Source organism: Flavilitoribacter nigricans DSM 23189 = NBRC 102662 (assembly GCF_002646595.1).
Classification (GTDB): Bacteria; Bacteroidota; Bacteroidia; order Chitinophagales; family Saprospiraceae; genus Flavilitoribacter; species Flavilitoribacter nigricans.
Genome location: NZ_PDUD01000080.1, coordinates 1 through 20,673 on the forward strand (window position 1 = coordinate 1; position 20,673 = coordinate 20,673).

Annotated in this window: 14 protein-coding genes; 9 read left to right on the forward strand and 5 right to left on the reverse strand. The window is 43.3% G+C overall.

The features are described from left to right. Positions 1–499: 499 nt before the first annotated feature. Complete coding sequence (locus tag CRP01_RS40795; protein WP_170110757.1) at positions 500–1,039, forward strand: hypothetical protein; 540 nt, start codon at positions 500–502, stop codon at positions 1,037–1,039. 47 nt (positions 1,040–1,086) lie between these two features. Here CRP01_RS40795 and CRP01_RS40800 read toward each other — a convergent pair whose 3' ends face one another. Further along, a complete protein-coding gene (locus CRP01_RS40800) occupies positions 1,087–2,064 on the reverse strand; it encodes a trypsin-like serine peptidase (protein WP_099155881.1) in 978 nt (325 codons plus the stop codon). After that, positions 2,061–4,193: a TIR domain-containing protein gene (locus tag CRP01_RS40805; RefSeq protein WP_099155882.1), complete on the reverse strand. Its 2,133-nt coding sequence runs from the start codon at positions 4,191–4,193 to the stop codon at positions 2,061–2,063. The genes CRP01_RS40800 and CRP01_RS40805 overlap by 4 nt, the downstream gene beginning before the upstream one ends. A 429-nt stretch (positions 4,194–4,622) precedes the next feature. On the opposite strand from CRP01_RS40805, the gene CRP01_RS40810 reads away from it, so the two are divergent. The 3 genes from CRP01_RS40810 (at position 4,623) to CRP01_RS40820 (ending at position 8,880) form a co-directional block, all read left to right on the forward strand. Next, the gene (locus tag CRP01_RS40810) at positions 4,623–5,390 is read left to right on the forward strand and encodes a hypothetical protein (RefSeq protein ID WP_099155883.1); all 768 of its coding nucleotides are present in this window, start codon (positions 4,623–4,625) and stop codon (positions 5,388–5,390) included. Positions 5,391–5,401: 11 nt separating this feature from the next. Continuing rightward, on the forward strand, positions 5,402–5,980 hold the full coding sequence (locus CRP01_RS40815; protein ID WP_099155884.1) for a toll/interleukin-1 receptor domain-containing protein: 579 nt from the start codon (positions 5,402–5,404) through the stop codon (positions 5,978–5,980). Between the two features lie 83 nt (positions 5,981–6,063). Further along, on the forward strand, positions 6,064–8,880 hold the full coding sequence (locus CRP01_RS40820; protein ID WP_099155885.1) for an SUMF1/EgtB/PvdO family nonheme iron enzyme: 2,817 nt from the start codon (positions 6,064–6,066) through the stop codon (positions 8,878–8,880). 514 nt (positions 8,881–9,394) lie between these two features. Here the strand turns inward: CRP01_RS40820 and CRP01_RS40830 are convergent. Beyond that, positions 9,395–9,844: a hypothetical protein gene (locus CRP01_RS40830; RefSeq protein ID WP_099155887.1), complete on the reverse strand. Its 450-nt coding sequence runs from the start codon at positions 9,842–9,844 to the stop codon at positions 9,395–9,397. A 43-nt stretch (positions 9,845–9,887) separates the two neighbouring features. Further along, positions 9,888–10,667, reverse strand: coding sequence for a toll/interleukin-1 receptor domain-containing protein (locus CRP01_RS40835; RefSeq protein WP_170110758.1), 780 nt, complete (start codon positions 10,665–10,667; stop codon positions 9,888–9,890). A 114-nt stretch (positions 10,668–10,781) separates the two neighbouring features. Here CRP01_RS40835 and CRP01_RS40840 point away from each other — a divergent pair, with 114 nt between their 5' ends. Beyond that, positions 10,782–11,522, forward strand: a complete 741-nt coding sequence (locus tag CRP01_RS40840) for a hypothetical protein (protein WP_099155889.1) — start codon at positions 10,782–10,784, stop codon at positions 11,520–11,522. Beyond that, on the forward strand, positions 11,495–11,842 hold the full coding sequence (locus CRP01_RS43590; RefSeq protein ID WP_099155890.1) for a toll/interleukin-1 receptor domain-containing protein: 348 nt from the start codon (positions 11,495–11,497) through the stop codon (positions 11,840–11,842). The genes CRP01_RS40840 and CRP01_RS43590 overlap by 28 nt, the downstream gene beginning before the upstream one ends. Before the next feature lie 244 nt (positions 11,843–12,086). Here the strand turns inward: CRP01_RS43590 and CRP01_RS40850 are convergent, their stop codons facing one another. Further along, positions 12,087–15,698 (reverse strand): SUMF1/EgtB/PvdO family nonheme iron enzyme, encoded by a 3,612-nt coding sequence (locus tag CRP01_RS40850; RefSeq protein ID WP_143473762.1) that lies wholly within the window; start codon positions 15,696–15,698, stop codon positions 12,087–12,089. A 264-nt stretch (positions 15,699–15,962) separates the two neighbouring features. Between CRP01_RS40850 and CRP01_RS40855 the strand changes: the two genes are divergently transcribed. From CRP01_RS40855 to CRP01_RS40865, 3 genes are all read left to right on the forward strand, one after another. After that, positions 15,963–16,655, forward strand: coding sequence for a hypothetical protein (locus CRP01_RS40855; protein ID WP_143473763.1), 693 nt, complete (start codon positions 15,963–15,965; stop codon positions 16,653–16,655). Positions 16,656–16,801: 146 nt separating this feature from the next. After that, positions 16,802–17,809, forward strand: a complete 1,008-nt coding sequence (locus tag CRP01_RS40860; RefSeq protein ID WP_099155893.1) for a toll/interleukin-1 receptor domain-containing protein — start codon at positions 16,802–16,804, stop codon at positions 17,807–17,809. Between the two features lie 329 nt (positions 17,810–18,138). Then, the gene (locus CRP01_RS40865) at positions 18,139–20,415 is read left to right on the forward strand and encodes a toll/interleukin-1 receptor domain-containing protein (protein ID WP_099155894.1); all 2,277 of its coding nucleotides are present in this window, start codon (positions 18,139–18,141) and stop codon (positions 20,413–20,415) included. Positions 20,416–20,673: the final 258 nt, after the last annotated feature.

Genomic DNA, 20,673 nt, shown 5'->3' on the forward strand with positions numbered 1-20,673 from the left:
TCGCCAGTCGTTGAGATTCGGTAAAATCACTCTTACGCATCTGATAAGTTTTTTGAAAGTTAGATAATTTTGAAATAACTCTCTACTTATTTTTGGTTGCGCGATTTGGGAAGAGCACAAGAAGACCTTGGTTTTTGGTATTGATGAGACCCTTGAGCGAAGATGGGGTCGTAAGATTCCAGCCCGAGGGATTTACCGCGATAGTGTACGCTCTAGTAGGAGCCATTTTGTCAAGTGTAGTGGACTACTCGGGATGTGCCTGATGCTTTTAAGTCCCATTTCCTGGGCTGATCGAATCTTTGCACTGCCCTTTTTAACGGTATTAGCCCCTTCGGAAAGATTCTACGAAAACAAAAGCTCGAGCCCACAAGAAATCAACGGACTGGGCCCGGTAAATGATATTACAACTGCATCGATGGTTGCCTAAATATAAGATCATCATGGTGGCTGATTCCTCTTATTGCTGCTATGAGCTCTTGGATGCAGTACGTTCCAAAGTGTGCATGATCACTCGCTTGCGACTGGATGCTCGATTGTTCAATTTTCCTCCATCCAGATCGAAAGGTCAACGGGGCGACCTCGAATTATTGGTGCGCGTCAACCGACTTTACAACAACACTTGGAAGATCCGAAGTCCAAATGGCAAACCACCACTATTGATCAATGGTACGGCCAGAAGAACGAAAAGGTGGAATTACTCAGCGGCATTTCCATCAGGTATAAAAGCCGGATGCCTCCGGTACCCAACCGATGGGTACTCATCCGAGATCCCCAAGGCCAATTTAATACGGTAGCTTTGCTTTGTACCGACTTGGAAATAGATGCCCTTGAAATAGTCCGTTTCTTCATTCAAAGGTGGACCGTTGAAGTTACTTTTGAAGAAGTCCGAAAGCACCTTGGTGTAGAATCACAAAGGCAATGGTTTGATTTGGCCATTGCCAGATCTACACCAATACTCCTGCCCCTTTTCAGCAGCGTGACCCTTTGGGCCGATCAATCGGATCAAGAAGAAAGCTTAAAAAGGAATGAAATGAAATAAGCTCCTGATCTCAACAACATCAGTAATAGCTTAATATAATATATTCGTTATTTAGCATTCAATAGTTGGCCTTTAATTAACTCCTGTCTCACAGGCACCTCCCGTCCCGCCACATCTTCCAAAATACAATCCACGAACACCCCCTGATTAGCGATCCACTTAATAAAAGCATTATCCTGGCTGCTTTGCCAAATCCCCCCTTTAGTCAGCAGAATCTCTCCCTTATCATTTTTCTCAGGAACCCCAGAGCGATGCAATCCAATGATCTCCCAATCGTCGTTGGCTACCAGCGAACCGGAGGAGCCCCGGTCCGTATCCGTCGTATAATGCAAAAAATTACCTTGTGCTTCTATGAGTTGATTCTCACGGAAAGCGATCATTTTCTGCTGTCCGAGCGGATGCTGGATAATGGTGAGGAACTGCCCATCAAATATTTTATCCTTAGCCGGGCGCAATGAATTCCAGCCGTATGCTTCCAGTTGGCAATCCGGATGGTTGCAGGCGGTAGGTTCAACGGCAATAATGGCGTAGTCCAGCGCTTTCGAAGTAATAAAAAACGATTCCGGGTCTAACTTAAATACCGGAGTTTGCGTATTGATGTTGATTCCATCCAGTTTTTCGTATTCAAACTCGGCATATAGATTTTGAGCCCGGATCACATTGGGGATCACATGGTTATTGGTCATCAGCAAACCAGGCCCGATCAAAAATCCGGTACCGGATGCTTGTTTTTCTGACTGAAAGCTGGGCCAATAGACGAGCCGACAGACGGTTCTAGCAACTTCCAATCCTTTTCGGAAATAATATACATCCATTAAATTATTCTTCCCCAAGATTCTTTCCAGATCGATTGGATCTCCATTCAGCTCCGCAATTTTACTTCTCAAGGCATCAGAGCCAGTCAAATCGGCCAGCTCTTGCGGAGAAGTTACCTTTTTGATCTGTTCTGCTTTTTGTTTAAATTGCTCCTGATCAGTAGCAAAATCACTTTCCGCCTTATCCAGTAGTTTTAATAAATCTCTCATACCGACTTAATTTTTTTTAGGCCTTTTAAAATCAAACTAACGATCTCGATTGCAAATCGAGAGTGAAATAAAATGAGATTTTCTTCGCGAGTGAGGCCATTGTTCAAGCCAAAATCATCACCTCCCCTACCCTTTTCGTGTAACCATTTCAAGATGGCTGGAAAATCAACTGCCCGCTCTGGATACATGGGATTATACTCCTCCAGGAATTGGACATATTCCGGATACTCCCGTTCGTAAAAAGGCAAGGTTAATTCATCGAGGTCTTTACCCTGCAATGCCGCTGCGATTCCAGCGGTCACCCCACCATATCCGCCTACTAAAAATATGGGTTGTTTTTGCTCCATAGAAATAAGGAATTCTTCCAATACACCCGGCATTCGTCCTCTGAAATTGATCCATTTACCTCCTAAAAAGACCCGGGCGGCTTCCTCTTTTTCTACTTCTTTTCGCATGAGATACAGTGATTCCGCCCAGACCATTTTATGGTAAAAAGTCTTGAAGGTTCTGATCTCTTCCCGCTGATCTTCGTCCAGACCAGGTATTTGAGGAATGGAAACATCGACGAAGTCTACCAGATCCTTTAAAGAAGCCCTGGTTTTGATATCGACATCATCGAAACCCGGGAAAAAAGGATGGGCCTGCAGGGGTTTTGGCAAAGTCCGACCTCCCGCAGGAAGATTGAACTGTTTTTGATAAGTAGCGGCAAGATCAATCAATAATTCCGTATAGTTGAAACTGCTCTTTTTTTCATTCTTCTCTTTATATTTCAGGTCTCCCGAGTAAACTAATGAGGCTCCACTTACGAGTAGATATTTGGTGATATCCACCATCAAATCCTGGATGCCACGATTTTGAAATTCTGAAATAGGAGACAAGATGGGATTGGAGAGTGAAATACCTACTTTTAGATTTTCGAGGTATTTCATGGTTTTGCCTTCATCGGACACCAAAGCCAATAATGCTGGGGTCAGAAAAGTGGTTTGAGGTTGAAGCAACTCCAGTAATTCCATTTCCTCAGCCCCCAGGGGAGGATCCGGATAAAGCACAACCCGTAGGTTATTTTTTGAGCCCGAATGCAGCAGCGTAACCAGCTCCGGAGGGTAGGCAATCACTTTCTCCACATTCACACCAAAAGTTTCCGCCAAAACATCCATGCGAATTTCATTGTATTTAAAGCGGAGCGTTTCCCTTAGCGTCGCTATCAATATATAATCCAGGAGGTAGGTATATTCCCCCTCTTCGTCAATGTCATTTCGATTGTAGTGAATGTGAGGTACGTTACCGATATAAGGGAAACTCCGGAGTTCCCCTAACTCAAAGCGATTTACGACCAGAATGGGGCGATTGAATTTTTTAGCCATCAAGAACTCCCTTCTGCACCACTCCCTGGACGAGTAACTATCCGTATGGATCACCAGCAATACCGACTTCTGAATACGTTGCTCAATTTGATCGGAAAAAGACCAGGCGGGTATCATGTGGATATCGTCGAAGAAAGCTCCGATATCGAAAATAGTGACTAAGTGGTCCTTGAATCTTTTAGCGAGTACCTCTCCATCGAGCTTTGCATGACTAATAAACAGTTGAATGGGAAGGGGCGGAGCATTTTGATCGGCCTCTATCCTACCAGAAGAAGCCATATACAGTAATCTGGACAAAAAATTGGCTACAGAAGCATACAAAAATCGATTCCGTCGATTGGTTTTTTCTGTATATAATCGAACAGCATGCAAACTCGCCAGCTGCGGATGGAAGTGCACAAAACTGTCCGTTAGTGCTACTGGATATATTTTATGGTAGGGACCGAGAGAATCAACTTTTTCCGCTAATTTTTCAAAAAAGCCCCCCCATATCCCTCCCTGATCCAACACCATTGCATCATCGATCAAAAAGATGTTGAGCGAATATTGGCACTGTTCGAGTTGAAGCTCATCAAGATGCTCTGGAGGGTTGGGCAATAGAAAGACAGGGATCTCCAGGTATCGATCAAGCGGATCGGCCGTATTGCGGTTCAGGAAATCGTAGAGGTGATTGGCATATTTTCTCAGATCTTTCGCATTGTCGTTGCCGGCATCCTGCCAGAAAATATGGACCGCAAGAGGGATTTGTACGCGATGTTGGGGCATAGAAAAGGTATTGATTTAAATGATGTAGCAATTTATTAAAAAAAATATTCCTCCCGCTATAACTTTTGTTATACCTCATCTAACAACGGAATGGCGAACTATGCAGTGGAAGATCATATATCCTTCCCTGGACCCCCGTTATATTTTAATCTGGCATATCTAATGCCGAAAGCGCGCTCTTCTTTGTTTTTTTCTGGATTCATGAGGCATTTTGTAATTGGGATAAAGGAATTCCGAATAATTCCTATCCATCATTTAGGAACAATGATTCAGGGATAAAATGGCAATAAGGTACTTTTTAAGGTATTGTCATTTGGAATGATAGTAATAAAGCTCTCAACATTTGAATAAAACTGATTAGAATTATGATATTCCAAGTATTAATCAATTTTAACAGTTTAAATAAAAATATAATATTTAAACCTAGTTATGTCTAAGAATAAAAGTACTGCTCCTAAAGAACCCGTTAAATGGGTTCTAAGATTATGGCAATGGATTGTGCTCGTCATCCTGTCCATAATTCCATTTGTTAACTTTATTTTTCTACGTGGATGGCGAATTAAAGTAGTAGAAAAAGTGGTGAGAGCACCTCAGCTATTTGATGCCAAGTCAAGTAAGCAAAAGAAGGTTGCCATGGAACTTTTTTCTCCCATCGTTAACGCGCCGATGTTTTTCCTGAAAGGCGCAATCCTCTGGCTCGTGCACTGGCTGTTTTGGTCTCCCATAATTATTTTCTTTTTGCTGATGGGATATGAGATGCTGATAAGTTTCGTTGAAATCTTGATATGGGGAGGCAAATCTTTATTCGGACTAACCCAAACTACATTTACAGAAATAATGGCAGATAATAAACAAAATTTGCTGACCATCGTCCTGGGCACTACTGTTTATTATTTTATTTACTGGCCCATTTATCGGGCCGGAATGATCCGGTACGCAGTAGAAGGAAAAGTCCGATATTTATTCCAAATATTGCAAAACCTTAAATTTGCCCAGAAATACGCTCGGTTCTTTATTCCAGCTTGTTTTTATGCGACCGCTGTAGACCTGATTTTACTCAACCTAGCCGTTTTAATTGGTGCATCCATCCCGGTCATTGGTTACGGCATCGTGGTGGTCATTATCTTCCCAGCGGTGTATGCGACTACTGCTTATGTGTATGGCAACCTGGCAAAAAAGATTTACGGAGCAGCATAATCACCAATACTATGGACATTCAGAATTATTTGATCCTTGGTTTTCTTGCCATTCTGGTATTAGTGTTGATCATCAGCTCGATTTTTAATAAGACTGAGGTAAAAAGTTATGGCGAAAAAATTAAATTGGAAGAGCGGCAGAACCTGGGAATTTTCATTTCCTACCGTCGAAAAGATCAGCCGGAATTTGTGGATGAGTTGAGGGATCTTTTGAGAAACAAGTTAGCGTGCAAAAACGTCTTCTGGGATACCGATAGCATTGAGAAGGGCGAAGATTTTGAGGAAAAAATTAAGGATTATTTGACGCGAACGGACTTGATATTCTTCGTTATCGGGGACAAATGGCAGGAAATAGCTGCTAAACGGCTGTCTAAGCCCGACGATCCGATCCGGATAGAGATTCGAGAAAGCTTGAAAACCGGGGCACGGATAGTACCGGTGCTCATCGGAGATACGCCAATACCCCCAAATGACATTTTGCCGGATGATATTAAACCATTTTCTAAAAGGAATGCCTTGAGGGTTTATTCTTTAGCTGAAGACGTCGTGGCGTTCATGGATGAACACTATCCTCTCTCTTTTGGGAAATGAGTAATATTTAGGTTTGCTTCCAGTGATTCTTAATCATTTTAATATTTTTACAAGCTAAGCAATCACGCAGGTAAACCGCAACCATGAAGCACCCCAACCCCGCCATCTTCCTCAACTACCGTCGGGCCCTTTCCACCCTGGAGGCCCGTTTGTTGTATCTCATGCTGCAATTTCGCTTCCCGGGGCAGGTATTCATCGACGAAGAGACCCTGGAGGCCGGTGATCGGTGGCGCACAGAGATTAAAAATTGTGTGAGAAATGCGCGAGTGATGATTAGTCTGATCCCTGAGGATTGGATTTCGTATGCCGGTGAATTGGTTGTACAAAGTAAGCTTCGGTATGATCCAAATTGCCACGTCCGGCACGAGATCGAGACCGCCCTGAAAAATGGCATTACTATTATTCCGGTACTGATCAACGGCGCGAAGCAGCCGGAGAAAGCATTCCTTCCGGAATCAATAGCCAAACTTTTTGACACCTTTAACAACGGCATTCCGCTCGACTTTAGAGGAAATCCAAACGTGGGGGCTTTTGAAAAGTTCTTCGAGCAGGTAGCCAAAAAGGCCGGGCTCGAACAACAGGCAGAAGAATCCGATAGCGGCCTCTTTCCGGCACCACTTGCCGAGGAATTCCCCCTGCCGCCCGATCTGGCGCAGTTACTACCCGCCGCCGAATCACCCTTTGTGGGGCTGCGACCCTTTCACCTTGACGATGCCCGCCTTTTTTTCGGACGTAGTCGGGAGATCTACCACCTTTGCTTTAAAGTCGTGCGAAAAAAGGGGCACCGTATTTTCCTCTTGGATGGCTATTCCGGTACCGGCAAATCTTCCCTGCTGCAGGCTGGATTGATCCCGAGAGTACAGGCACAGGGGTGGTATGTGAGTTATCGACGCCGGGAAGAAGACCCTATTCACGGCTTATCCGGCGTATTTCAGCAGTTGCTGGCGGATGCGCTGGAGCAGCCCCATGCTGACAAATTGCTGATACTCGACCAGATGGAAGAGGCCATTACCGACCGTATCAAAGGCCTGCCTACTGAATTGGAGGATCTGGCCGGTGCCTTGCGAAAGGCTATCTTACTATATCCTGACTATAGATTTATCCTGGGTTTTCGCAGTGAACAGATGGTGCGCATTACCAAGGCCCTGGACGATGAACGCCTGCCTTATGATGACGACAACACTTTGCATCAACTGGATTTGGTGGGAGCAACGGAAGCCATCGGTGGTATTAGTGTCGATCCTGTGTTGGCCAAAAAATATCAGCTAGCGTTCAGCCCGGTCACCTTGCCGCAAGCCATTGCTCAACGCCTGTTGAAGGGCTGGGATAATTACCACATCGCTCCCCTGCTACAGGTAAATATGGAACTACTCTGGGAGCGCTCCCGACAGCCAGACGGCACGGTAGTGATCACCCGTCATGCTCTGGAAAATATCATCGACCAACAGGACGGACTGCTGGCTCACTTCATTAAAAAGATCCGGACCGTGATCCCGGAAGGCCACGCGGACGATCAGATGCTGCTGCAACTTCTGGATGAATATGTGCAGGACGAACCAGCTTCAGCAATCCGGCTGGACGATGAACTCTTCCGGCAAGAGGCGTTTGAACAGGAAGCGGTATTTAAGGATCTACACCGGGAGTTCAAAAAACAATACCTACTCACCGAGATCACCCTGGACGGACACCGGGCTACGAGACTTTCACACGATGTGCTGGCCAGGGTGATCCGCGAACGGTACCACACGCTGACGGAGGCCAAACTGCACGAAACTACGGTGGGCTATTTCGACGAATTAAAAGAAAAACTCCGGCAGCAAATTTACCAACTACAATACCTCGAAGCGAATACTACCCTGGAACAATTGCTCGATCTCGGCATCCGTCGGCAGGAGTTACTCCCCTTCTTACAGGAACTGGTATTTTTCTGGGTAGAAACTAACTTTGAGGAAGGGGCATTCGCTGGAGGCCTAATCAAAAAATGGCTGGATAGCCGGTTGCTTTCGGAATCCCTACAGGCAGAAGGCGGCGGCCTGGTTTTTCCTTTCGATAAAAAGCAAGTACGCCAGTGGCTGCAAAGAGTGGACGGCAATGGTTATGCCGATTTGCAAAAGCGCTACTTTGCGCCCCGGGATACGGTGATGGTGCCCATAGCGGGTGGAAAATTAAAAATCGGCGTAGATGAGGTGAGTCGACTCGCCGAAGTGAGCAACTTCCGTCTGGCTAATGTAGCGGTCACTTGGTGGAAATATGGTTTGTTCATGTATGCTAACGACCGGCGGAGTGAGTTAGAGCAACAGTATCCTAATTGGGGTATTCATGGTGATCATCCAGTAGTAAAGGTCAGTTGGTACGATGCAGTGGAATACTGCAACTGGCTGAGCGATTGCCAGGGACTACCCAAAGCCTATCATATTGACAAATCCGTCAAAGATCCGAACAATACTCGTAAAGAAGATGATAGGAAGTGGTTCGTAGAGCGAGTGGAAAACACTACCGGTTACCGGCTGCCCACCGAAATAGAATGGGAGTTTACCGCTCGCGGCGGCTTAGAAAATAAAGGCTTTCGATACGCAGGCAGCGATCAATTGGACGAAGTCGGATGGTATAATCAAAACACTGATGGCAAAACTCATCCGACCGGCCGGAAAAAACCGAATGAGTTGGGACTATTTGATATGAGCGGTAATACTTGGGAATGGTGCTGGGATTGGTATGAAAGCTTCCCGGAAAAATTACCGAAAGATTTTTCCGGCGCTGGGAGAGGAAAGGGTCGTGTGTTGCGCGGCGGCTCCTGGGACTATTTCGGAGTCAATTGCCGGGTGCCGGTTCGCAATAGGAACAATCCTGTTCTCAGGAAAGACGTCAACGGTTTCCGTTTAGCCCAGGACTCTTTGTAACCCATTGGTACCAGGATGTGTCGGATTTGGGGATGCCCGGATCTAGCTTACGCACCTAATATCTAAAGCGTGTTCTTTCTTTATTCAGCTCTTTGAGCTTATTCACGATAGTTTCCAGCAGCTCGAATCTTTCCCTTTTATCACTAAGGCAAATGGGGTATAATTGTGAAAAAAGTAAGACTAGTTCATCACATATTCCGTCGATTTTATATAGTAACATTAGTACTTTATAAGGATTTGATAAGCCTTTTCCAGAGTTGTGCTGGGTAGATTCAACTAGGTACCTAATGCTACATAATTTTTTTCTAAGCGTATTCATTTCTGCAATACACTGTTTGCAGTCTTTAGGATAAATTGATTGAAGATGATTAAAGCTGTATACAGTATCAATCAAAAGGTCACCAGGATTGCCTACTTCATAAAGAAGTTGTTTGAGTTCATGGCTTCTATTGAAAGCGACGGATAATTGAGTTGAAAAAAACATAAACAATTTGTTTTGTAAAAACAAAAATATTTAAAATAAAGTGAATAGCAAAAGGAAACCACCAAAATAATGAACCGCGATGTCTAAATTTCCACCGCATGCCTGTAACATCTTGACACACTTCAATTCTTCCTCTGGTCCGATGGACTTATTCTTAAAGCGCTTGGCGACAACACTGATCTGGCTAATGGCACTATCCAAATATCCTTTCACAACATTAATATCTGCTCTAGAAGGATCTGTACCGCGATATTTTCTCAAATATTGGCTTATTTGAGCGATATCGCTGCGAATAACTTCCAAAAACTCAGGCTGATGTTCCGCTAAATTGTAATTTGGATCACTCAGTACATCCGCAATGGCTTCAAGTGTTTTTTTATAGATAGTAATAGCATGCTCCGAATTGACAATTTCATTCCGAGTTATATTAAATTGCTTTGCTTTCGCCTCCAGATAACTTTTCTTTGAGGGCTTTGCCACTGCTGTCTTTTGTCCTCTCTTATTTACAAAAGGAAAGCGATCCTTATTCTAGCATCTTTTTCAAACTTTCCAATAATTCAAGAATTTCTTTTCTACTATTTTCGGTAATTTCCTTTTCAGCCTGACAGATCAACCGGTAAGCCATTATTTTAGATTGAATGTCATCAATAAGGCTTTTGGCGCGAAATAACGCCGGCCAATCATCATCCAAAGCTTCGCTATAGTGAGCCTGAATATCACCGAGCCAGCTCAAACATTTATTGCATTCGTCTGGATAGATATAAATATGGGAGAAAACCTCCGTTATACGCTTTGTTAATCTTATTAATTTGACTCTTTGGTTGACATTGATCGGCCGGCCGATACTCTTGATTGGTTTAATTTTAGAGCTTGGTCCCGGTTTTTTACCTTTAATACCACACAATAGATAGTGGTAGTTATTTTCTTCAGCAAATGTTTTTTGAAACCTAACCGAAGCATAGCGAGACAAAAAAGGAGGAAGATCTTCGTGAGCTTTGGCCAAAGTTCCAGGAAGAAAAACTGGTACTACACGATAGCTTTTTTCTTTGTTATTTACTCGTCTTGTAATGGCAATTCGCATCTCTTCATGTTGCCAAGGGCCAAGTTCTCCTTCACCTATTAGCATTAATAACACCTGGCATTGATCCAAGGCCTGCTCTATTTCTTCCTGCCATGGATCACCAGGAATCAGATTCCACTTATCAAACCAAGGCTCAATATTTTCTTCCAATTTTAAGCGTTCAGCTAAATCAGTAACTAAGGGTTTATCGCTGGAGTTATGGGAAAGGAAAACCTTGATCATGGTTTTATTGATAAATTCAAAAAGAATTAATTGTGAATATATGAAAAATAAGATAATTTTTATCTTGCACATAATCGGCCTCTTATAGATTTCCTCAACTACTTATTTTTCGTCATGAGAATCTTCATTATTGGAAGTATTGATAAAAAAGCATCAGCATTCCCTCAATTTTCGAAGGTTTGTAGAGAGATAGGACTTAGTTTATCAGAAAAAACCATCGACGTTTTATTGTGTAGCCCTTTTGACGGATCGGCTGATAAAGAACTCATTTTAGGCTTTTCCAGTTCAAGAAATCAGCAGGCCAATATTGAATTGCACTATCCTCAACATGAAAATGTAGAATCGAATTGGAATGAGCTTTTAGGCAGTGCTATAGATCATAACTGCATTAGGATCAGAAAATTTCGTCATCCATCACCCGAAAAGGTTACACAAGAAGGATGGAAAAATGCGTGGTTATTCTGTCAGATACAAGCGTTAAATAACGCCTCAATTATTTTTACAATTGGCGGCAATATCGATGGCTCTTCTAATTTATTATTACGAATAGCCGAAGCGCAAGGTAAGCCGATAATTCCTTTGTCCAGTTTTGGAGGAGCGGCTTCATCTTTCCTGGATAGAAACAAATATGAATTGATTGATCAACTGGGCAATGATCAGTTTAAAATTATAGAACAAGGAACAAAATTCGAGCAAATTGCGGCCATTGTTACCGGTTTTACCAACCTTAAAAAACTTGAACATTTAAAAAAGTACCAACAAGATCCCATCTTTTTTATTAGTTACCCTCGGGATAGGCCGTCCGAAGCGGACTATATTGAAATGCTTTGCGAAGAAGAAATCATATCGTTTTAAGGGATGAAAAAGAATTCAAACCGGGAACAGACATCCCCAATTCCATCAAAGAGAACATTTTCCGATCCAACATCTTTATAGCCATATGGTGTAAGGAGTACGCCTGTAGCCCCTGGTGTTTTGACGAGTTGAACTTAGCCTTAGACAGATTAGAGCAAAAAAAGGTCCCTATGTGGATTATTTGTGTAGATGATACCCGTATGGTTCCTCCTAAAGCGAGAGACCTACTTCATTATAAAGTGCGATCCAGGGAGGAACTGGAAGGAAAAATTCTGCATTTGCTGGAAGGAAGTAAATTAACATCAGGTGGGCAAAAGTAATTCAACATTTTCTTATCTGGGCAAGGCGGTAACAGTCGTTATCTTCCTGTTGCGAATCGACACCCGGCAATTGTCTTCGTTATTATTCCAGGAGACGCCGCGCAAAACACGACCGTTTTCGCACTTCCTCCACTATTGCTAAGATAATTGATATGTTTTCCATTAAAAGACAAGCGCAAATAAAATCGAAGGCCTTCGGCCTTATTTCAATGAAAAAGGGTAAAAGAGTAAAAGTACCAAAGGGTTACAAGGAGTCCTGGGCTAAACGGAAACCGTTCCTATAGTCCCTAACGTTAGGATTGATCCTGTTGCGAATCGACACCTGGCAATAGTCCTCGAAATAGTCCCAGGAGCCGCCGCGCAACACACGGCCGTCTCCCGATTCCGCTCCTTGCGGATTGGCGGCTACTTGATTTTCAAATCGACGATAGTAATCCTTTGCATACCAATCCCGGCACCATTCCCAAACATTACCGCTGAGATCAAAGATCCCCAATTGATTGGGTTGGAGGCCACCAACTTGCTGTGGACGGTAAAGCGAGTTCGCCCTTCCCTCAAATTTATGAAAATACCAGCCCACTTTGTCAAGGTCATCACTGCCCGCATAAGTGTAACAAGAGAGGACCTGGCCTTGGTCATCCCGGCATCCCGAATATTGCCCGCCGATGGCCGCGTATTCCCATTCAGCTTCGGTAGGCAGGCGATAGTTTTTGCCGGTTTTTGCACTCAACCAGCGGCAATAGGCCTGTGCATCGTGCCAACTGACCTGGATCACAGGATGACGAGCCTGATCACCGCTCATAGGATGGCCGTAGGCGTCCTGCATCCAGTGGCTGCCCGCTTTAGGGAAATGCGATAAGGTACTTTTATTATTATGCGCTATCCAAACGGCGGCGATCGCCCAGCCTTCGCACTCAGCAGTCGTTGTATATCCTGTTTCACGTACAAAGCGGGCGAATTCCTGCCTGGTCACAGGATACCGGCCCATTTTGAAATCTGACAGGGCCACGAGATGGCGAGGAAATTCATCCGAATCCGGATCATCGTGGCTGCCTCGCCAAAATTTTCCTCCTGCTACATGGACCATCTCCGGTGCTGTGAAAGGAGTAGTCAACAAAGTATAAGCCTTATTCCCGTTAGGTGATATGGTCAGCTTCGGGAAACTAGTTTTCATCTCCTCTATACCTTTTATTACGCCATAGTGGGAAGAATAGATCAGTTGCTTTAAAGAATCTGGAAAAAAAGAAGCCGTCAACTCCAGTCCTGGGTTACCGGAAATTGCCAGAGTTTCCAATTGTTGAAAGCTCCTCAGGTCGATCGGTCCCTGGAACCCGTTGTGCGCCAGGTCCAGATGCCGCACCCGTTCGGCAAAGGGGATTTCCGTCAAGAGGCCGGCCTCCTGTGTACGGACACTTATCCAGGTATTTTTCCCCAAACGGCCGGCGTAGTCAGCATAGTCAGCTTGCACTTGATCCGAGTAATAATCAAAATAAGTGGCTACGGCTCCCTGCGCCTCTTTTTTTTGCTGCCATGCCTGGAAGTGCTCATTAGTAAAAGGAGCACCGTCCATCCGTAGGCTAAAGCTGTGGCCGGAACTTTGCAGGCGAAGCCATTTAATCTCACTGATGAACAACTGCCGGAACCGCAGTTGGTCAAAGGGGAAGTGACGGACCATCTCTACGGCGTCTGTTTCCCGAAGCATTTCGTCCAGACAAAAGAATTCAGCAAAGGAGAGATGTATGAACTGAAAAGCGCCATCGACCGGATCGTGGGAGAAGAAAAAGTAGGTCAATAGTTCGGCCGTATGCAACTCATAGGTCTCGCAAATTTCGATCATCCTATTTTCGGCAATAGAGACCTTCTCCTGTTTCACCAGATATTCTGCGGCATCTACGAAAGCGTCATAATGTTCTTGCTGGGATATAGCGCTGGTGAAGCGCCTAAATAGCTGAAAAATCGTTACCCCACTGCGGATGTTTTCCAGAAAAGCAAAAGTGCCCAGCGCAATCCCCAGGTTTTGGACGAGCGGCGTGTTGGCCGCTTCACCGGGCCGATAGCGCCTGCGTCGCGTGTGTGGCTGCGCCCGGAAATAACGGATCTCGCACATTTCCCGGTAGAAGCGAGCGGCTTCTTCGTACTGATCAAACGGAAAATCCCTTTCGGCGATCCGCCCCTCGTAAAGTAGCACGGCGTAGAAAAACTCTTTGAAAGTACGGTGAGCAAAACGGTAGTAGCCCGCTTCATTCCGGTGTAGCAGGGAGTCGGTTCGCAGGTGGACCTCGTCCAGGTTCAGCTCCAACTGTTGCGGCAATCGCCGGAGATCTACATAAAAAATATAAGGTGCGCCGGCTTTCCCTTCCTGTAGGTAAACATACCGGGCGATAGCCTTTGAAGTCCGCCAGAGTTCCCGGCCGTAATCATGAGGGTGGGACCGGCTGGTATCACCCACTCGCTCTACCCGCTTCCTTTCCCGGAAGATCCACTCCCGTATAATGATCTCATAGATCTCGAAAGCGGTGACGCCGACCCGTTTATCAAGACTGTCCGGATCCAAGAACAAGAAGCGGTCAGCCTGTGCGACCATATCTTTCAGGTACGGTAATAACAGCGGCCGCGTAAAGTGATCGCCCGATTGATTAACAATGGCGTAAGCCAGCCGGTAATTGTCGTTTTCACTGAGGGGAGGAAAAACGCGACTGATCTGGCTTCTGACCGTATCTTTATCCAGAAACTGGAGGTAATACTTCTGGTAGGGATTAGCGGGATGGGTATATGTATGGGAGCGTTCCGCCGCCTGATTCACAAAAAACTGGGTGCGGCAACTGATCACTACTCTCGCGAATCCTTTCGTATGCTCTTCCACTTCGGTGAAAAAGCCGTCGGGATCCCGGAGTGCATCTCCGGTGTCATCAATACCGTCCAGCAACAATATGATGTTTTTCTGATCAGTAAGCTGATATATGGACTGCAAATCCTGCTGAAATTTAAAAAACACAATATCGAAGTGGCGTTTTTTGGTCGCATAGCGGGTAAATAGTTTGGCCAGGGCAGTAGACTTTCCGCTGCCCGTCTCCCCTAAAAGCAAATAAAACCGCTGGTCGTTTTTCCGGTCGTCAAGCAAAGTCAGAAAGGAAGTCACAAAGTCCTGAATTTTCCCGTGGCTGTCTTTCACCTGCAGGTTCAGGTAGTCCTGCAGCTCTGTGCACATATAGGTGATCTCATTGTGAGCGAATAAGTCCAGCGTTTCCAGTGCAAGCTGGTGCTTTTTAGTTTCGCGGAGAAAAGGGAAAAGCAGTCGCTGCCACCAATTCAGCCTGTTGGCTTTTATGATCCGTTTTGGGTTGACCGCCTGTATGGTTTTCGCTTCTATTGCCAGACGCGGAATATCTGCTGCCTGCGAAAGATATTCGATCAGGCTTCGCATATCCGTCCGCATCGAATCGGACCGGATCGTCCGGTAGGCCTGCCGGCCACTCAGCAGTTTTTGAATACGGTCAATACGCGGGAATGCTTCCGGTCCCGGCATTTCCGTCCGGTCGATCAGAATATGGATCACCCTTTTGGTTTCGCTTTGGAGACTGTAGGTCAGTTCCCGGTGTATCCAGTCCACTTCCGAACCATTGGGTGCCTTTAGCTGAAAATTTTGGTCGATCAGTACTAATATTACTGTCGCTTGCTCCAGGTGGGTGAGCAGTGTTTTTTCCCAATAGTCCCCGGGCTTTATGGTATCATTATCCTTGAAGACAGTACCTCTACCAAAGGCTTCCCGCAGATGAAGATAAATATTCTCCGCTACCAGATTGGTATCTGTTCGGCGGTAGCTGATGAAGATCCTGGTGGGCTTAGGTTCGGTCATATTTAACTGGTTCAATCCTTTGACTTCAATATAAAGAAAAAGGATGTTTTCTTGCCTAAAGTCCAGCTTAGGCGCGTAAAATACCAATTTGTGTTTTTCTGCCGGCTATAACCTTTGTTATATTTCCAGACGTCGATGACTGCTGCATTTTTGCATAGTTAGACCCGGAAATTCGAGTTAGAATAAATATCCCGGGTATTTTCAACAACTAACTTATCAAAAATGTCTTTAGCAAAATTGTACTGCAAAGAAATTATCCGGCAAATGGATAGGATCCCGGTGTATATCCCGGGACGTAAGATCGAATTAGGAGATGTGATCATTTTTCCCAATAATAAGAACCGCCCTATCGGCGATTACCAAAGGGAAACCAATCTCAAAAACTTCGGAATTGAGTTCGCCGATATAAAGGACGAGTCTCCGGATCCTTATGACTTTTCCAGTAAAAGGGGCGTTAGCTTTACCTTTAACCCTGAAGTAAATGCCGGCAATCCGGGCAAGGGAGAATTGGATATTACCTTTTCAAAAGAAGGTGCCTCTTTCCTCAAGGCCATCAAATGTACTGAACATTCTATTAATGATGTTACCCAACTCAAGGAAGATCTGCGCCCCTATCAGGGAAGACTGGACTGGGGAAACTATTTCATTGTTTATTCTATCACCGTAGCCGAAAGAGCGCTAATTATGCAATCGGCTTCAAGCAGCGGCGGGCTGAAACTAAAAGGCGATGTAAAAGGTTTTCAGGTCGGAAGTACGGAAAACCTATCGGCTGGGATCAATTTTGAGATCACTTTCACCAAGGATGCTGCCTTTCTTAAAGACTGGTCTCCGGATGTTGCTGTTTTCATGAGATTGGTTCGTTATCACCCCAATCGCAACAAGCTCGTTTTCGAATCTAATGAGGATATTTATGATATGAGTTATATTGATCCTGCTATGTTGTTGGAAGAGGGGTGAGTTATAAAAGATTAGTCTGAATTATATTGAAGTTTTCAAGATTTCCTACAACTAAGGGAGGAAGTATTATAAAACTTCCATAAGCGTGTTTGGACCTGATGATGGTCTATTGCGAATTGAGAATCAATTTTTTTTAAAAAGGGTCAATGGTTTTTATCAGTTATAAAAGTGAAGATGTAGATCTCGCCAGAAAGATCGCCGAAGCTATGATGAGTGTTGGTATGCGGGTCTGGTTTGCCGAATATAAGATTCTCGATTCTGAATGGGATGTCATGAACTCCAGTTGGGATGATTTCACCAAAGTGATCCAAAAAGGGATCGAGCGATCTTCAAGTGGAATTTGCCTCACCAGTGAAGCATATGGTGAATCCAAGTACTGTCTTTTTGAAATGAGCATGCTCCTTGAAAAGTTAGGGCCGGATAAACTTATTGAAGTTAAAACCCCTGGTGATCTAAAACTTTACGAAAAGTTTCCGGCTCTAAAAAATGTTCCCAGTATATTCCATCGTACATTGGAGGCAACTTTTAATGAGCTATTATCCATGGGTACTATAGGTCTTCTTCCAAAGGTGTATATAACGAATACCAGGCCTTCTACAGGTGTGAAGCATCTAAATTATGAGGACTGGGGTATACAATTTGATACTTCTGAGTGGAATTTATTGTCCAAAGGAGAAAATAGGAAAGTATACTATCGGCAACTTGAAGATGTAAAGCTGTACCTGCATATTTCCAGGCATTTGCTGGTTGGTGATGACAATAAGGTTGAATTATTTGAAAGCAAAGGAATTGACGATCGAGTAATTTACGAATATAACTTAAGAAATACATACCGATATATCAATCAAAGCTTACGGCGTTTTCTAAATAAGATAAACCTTATTGGTATTCATCTATTCTTTTTTAAAGGGTATAATCATTTTGGGTTTACGTACCAGATCAGTGGTCCTTTTTCCACGCTTTTCACAAAAAAATTAATACGGCAATATACGATAACGCTGCCTTATCCTGATGTTAATAATAGGAGTCCTAATTGCCAAAAGGCTGAGATCATCATAAAGGCATCAACTTTGAGGCTCGGCAAGTCTACACGTTTAAAAGACTTTCTTAAGTACATACCTTTTTTTGATGCGTTTGTGAGGTCGGGTACTTAGGACTTGAGGATTTGGATGGCTCAATTTTTTCGTAAATCAGATAATTTTTTTTTAATCAACCCTAGTGCTCTGTCAAGAGCAAATTAACGGGTAATCTGTGGCGCCTTTTTGTACAACTCTGCGTCGCCTCCTCGCCTTGATAGCTTTGGCTATCAGGCTCCGGGGGCTTCTTGATCTGAACAAAAATTCGCTGACACCTTACCCGTCATTTAACCATTGACAGAGCACTAGTGATGAATTACTGGTTGTAAATAGTAGTTATGTTCCGAAGTTACCTATGTATCCGGCGTCAATCCCTAATTTATTGGCTTTAATCTGACTAAACCTATATGCAAAATTCCACCGATCCCGGCAACGGGCAAGGAGAGTACGATATTTTCATCAGCTATTCTACAAGGGATGCTGATATAATGAATCGTGTCAAGGATAAGCTGATCGGCGATAATTATAAGGTGTGGTGGGATAGACTAACCGAAGGAGGTAATAATTGGATAGAGACAATCACGAAGTCCTTAGAAAATTCGAAGTGTATACTTCTTTTATGGTCCAGCAATGCAGCAAATTCTAAATATGTTAAAGGCGAGGTGGTCCGGGGCATAAGATTGGAAAAAGAAATATTGGGTGTGCATATTGAATATGAAGGCTTACAGCCCCAATTTGGAACCGAAACTACACAATATCTTTCTTTGGTGGGATGGGAAGGTGAAAGAGCAGACCAAAGATATCTGGATCTCGTCAATGCTATTGAAAGAACAATTCGGGGCCAAGCTGAACAAAGTATTCCTTTTTTTACTGAGACAGATAAACTGCCCTCACAATTCCTTGCAGCGCTCGAGTCAGCGTTCCACGGCATATTGGATTGGAATTTCTTAAAAAACCTTATCAAGCAGCATGCAAATCCCAATCCAGACGCATTAATTAGAAATATAGGCAGCGATCACTGCAGAAAAGCTCAATTTGCTCTAGAACAATTCTTAGCGCAGAAAAAAAATATACTTGATGGAATAAAGCAACAAATTGTCCCATTGGATAAAAAGATTGCCGAGAAAAAAGGCAGTATTAGTGATATCCAAAAAGAAATTCAAAACTCTATGAATATGATGAGGAGATTGGATAATACGAAACCAATGGATCCTCTTTCTTATAAATGGCTGGTCTCCCATGGCGATATAGTCCGGGAACTAAGGCAAGAAGTAAAAAGAATTGAAAATGAAATTTCTTCCCTACATAATGATCTTCTCCAGAAAAAAAATGATTTGAATGTTCAAGAGCAAAACTTAGCAGAAAAACAAGCAGCTCTCCGGGTGCAAATTCAATTAGCTTTCGAGGAAGATCTTCAAATCACATTAAGCAAACTTAGTTACCATCTGTTCCAGATCAGTAGGTCGGGACAAAGCTCTATTATTGCCTATTTGATGAATATTATTCTTTCAACTATAGTACTGCCCATTTTCAAGGCATACGCGCGATCTTCTGAATCACTTATTTTTTTTCAAAAACAGGAGGATCAATTAAATAGCAACCTTTTGAATCTGATCAATGTTGGAGGGCAAGCGATAAGGGCTTACTTCATGATGATGACCAACTACTTAGGAAGGTTTGTGCAATACAATAGAGATGAAAATCTTCCGAAATTAAAAGAGATACTTTCTCAACTTTCAATGGATGCTGATTTAAACAACGTTTATCAGCAAGCAAAAAGGATATTGAGAGAAAAATTACCGCAAGTCAAAGATATTTCCTACACCGTTAGTCCTGACGAACTAGAGGCTGACCTGCAAGAATTGAGAAGCTATAAACAATCAGCACGTGATCTATCGCAAGAAGCTTTAGTGATAAAAAAATCCATTGAATCAAGAAGTATAGCAATTGATGAAATTAAAAAGATTGAAATAGCCTGTAAAGAAATCATCCATAAAATGAAATTGAGTTCCCAAGATATTGAAGGAACTAATGTAGCTCACATTGAGCTGGCGTGGAAAATCAATAATTTGGCTACTAAAAATACTTCTTTAAGTCAAGTTAAGTCCTTTTCCAATTTGTTGATATCAACAGTTCAACAAGAGATCGATGAAAGCATTGAAAAATTATTACAACTAGTCACTAACCGAGATTTTTACGTTACTGAAGCTGAAAGACTTCTTTTTTCTTCCGAGGAACTCAAGCTGATGACCTGTCCTGTGGAACTTCAAACATTCTCAGAAGATTCACTCGCAAAAATTGAAATATATGATCAGGCCATAAAAACCCTTAGGGAACGACCAAAAAAAATTGCAGAGAAAATCCGAGCTGAATTGCCTTTGGCTATAATTTGTATGCTCGTTCTAATTGGTTCCCTTTGGACGTATAGTTTGATATCATATATGTGCGTAGCTTATACAAAGGATAATGAACTTTATCAAAAGCTCAAAAAATCTAGTCTTCGCTGGCTATGGATAAGTTTGGTAACTGCATTTTGTTTTCTTTTAGCTAGCGTTTCCATAGCATTTATACCTAGTGTTTTTGAACAAAAAAAAATCACCTGGGGGTTGATCGGTTTATTTTTATTAGCGGTTGTTTTTTTGGGTTGGCAGATCCGAAAGGTTAATGCTATAGATGAATACTAATAGACTTTTGGACTCAGCTCGACTTTAGCATTTTAAGCGACTCTAGAAATGAGCGCAATCAAATGCTCAGCAAAGTCATTATCTAATTTATGCACATCCGGGTTTGAAGCGGATGTTTGAAAATACAATTTTGACTAAATTGGCCATCCCTGTAAATTCTAGGTGATTAACTTTCAATAAATTAGCTTAGGAAAAGGCAAATAAAATACCCCGAATCTAGGCACATTTGCCTATTTTCGGGGTAAACATTTTATTAGA

What these genes read in the sequence shown, in the direction of transcription:
- CRP01_RS40805 (WP_099155882.1), bottom strand. Translation starts at nt 4,193, where the DNA reads ATGCCCCAACATCGCGTACAAATCCCTCTTGCGGTCCATATTTTCTGG.
- CRP01_RS40815 (WP_099155884.1), top strand. Translation starts at nt 5,402, where the DNA reads ATGGACATTCAGAATTATTTGATCCTTGGTTTTCTTGCCATTCTGGTA.
- CRP01_RS40840 (WP_099155889.1), top strand. Translation starts at nt 10,782, where the DNA reads ATGAGAATCTTCATTATTGGAAGTATTGATAAAAAAGCATCAGCATTC.
- CRP01_RS40855 (WP_143473763.1), top strand. Translation starts at nt 15,963, where the DNA reads ATGGATAGGATCCCGGTGTATATCCCGGGACGTAAGATCGAATTAGGA.
- CRP01_RS40800 (WP_099155881.1), bottom strand. Translation starts at nt 2,064, where the DNA reads ATGAGAGATTTATTAAAACTACTGGATAAGGCGGAAAGTGATTTTGCT.
- CRP01_RS40820 (WP_099155885.1), top strand. Translation starts at nt 6,064, where the DNA reads ATGAAGCACCCCAACCCCGCCATCTTCCTCAACTACCGTCGGGCCCTT.
- CRP01_RS40865 (WP_099155894.1), top strand. Translation starts at nt 18,139, where the DNA reads ATGCAAAATTCCACCGATCCCGGCAACGGGCAAGGAGAGTACGATATT.
- CRP01_RS40810 (WP_099155883.1), top strand. Translation starts at nt 4,623, where the DNA reads ATGTCTAAGAATAAAAGTACTGCTCCTAAAGAACCCGTTAAATGGGTT.
- CRP01_RS40850 (WP_143473762.1), bottom strand. Translation starts at nt 15,698, where the DNA reads ATGACCGAACCTAAGCCCACCAGGATCTTCATCAGCTACCGCCGAACA.
- CRP01_RS40835 (WP_170110758.1), bottom strand. Translation starts at nt 10,667, where the DNA reads ATGATCAAGGTTTTCCTTTCCCATAACTCCAGCGATAAACCCTTAGTT.
- CRP01_RS40860 (WP_099155893.1), top strand. Translation starts at nt 16,802, where the DNA reads ATGGTTTTTATCAGTTATAAAAGTGAAGATGTAGATCTCGCCAGAAAG.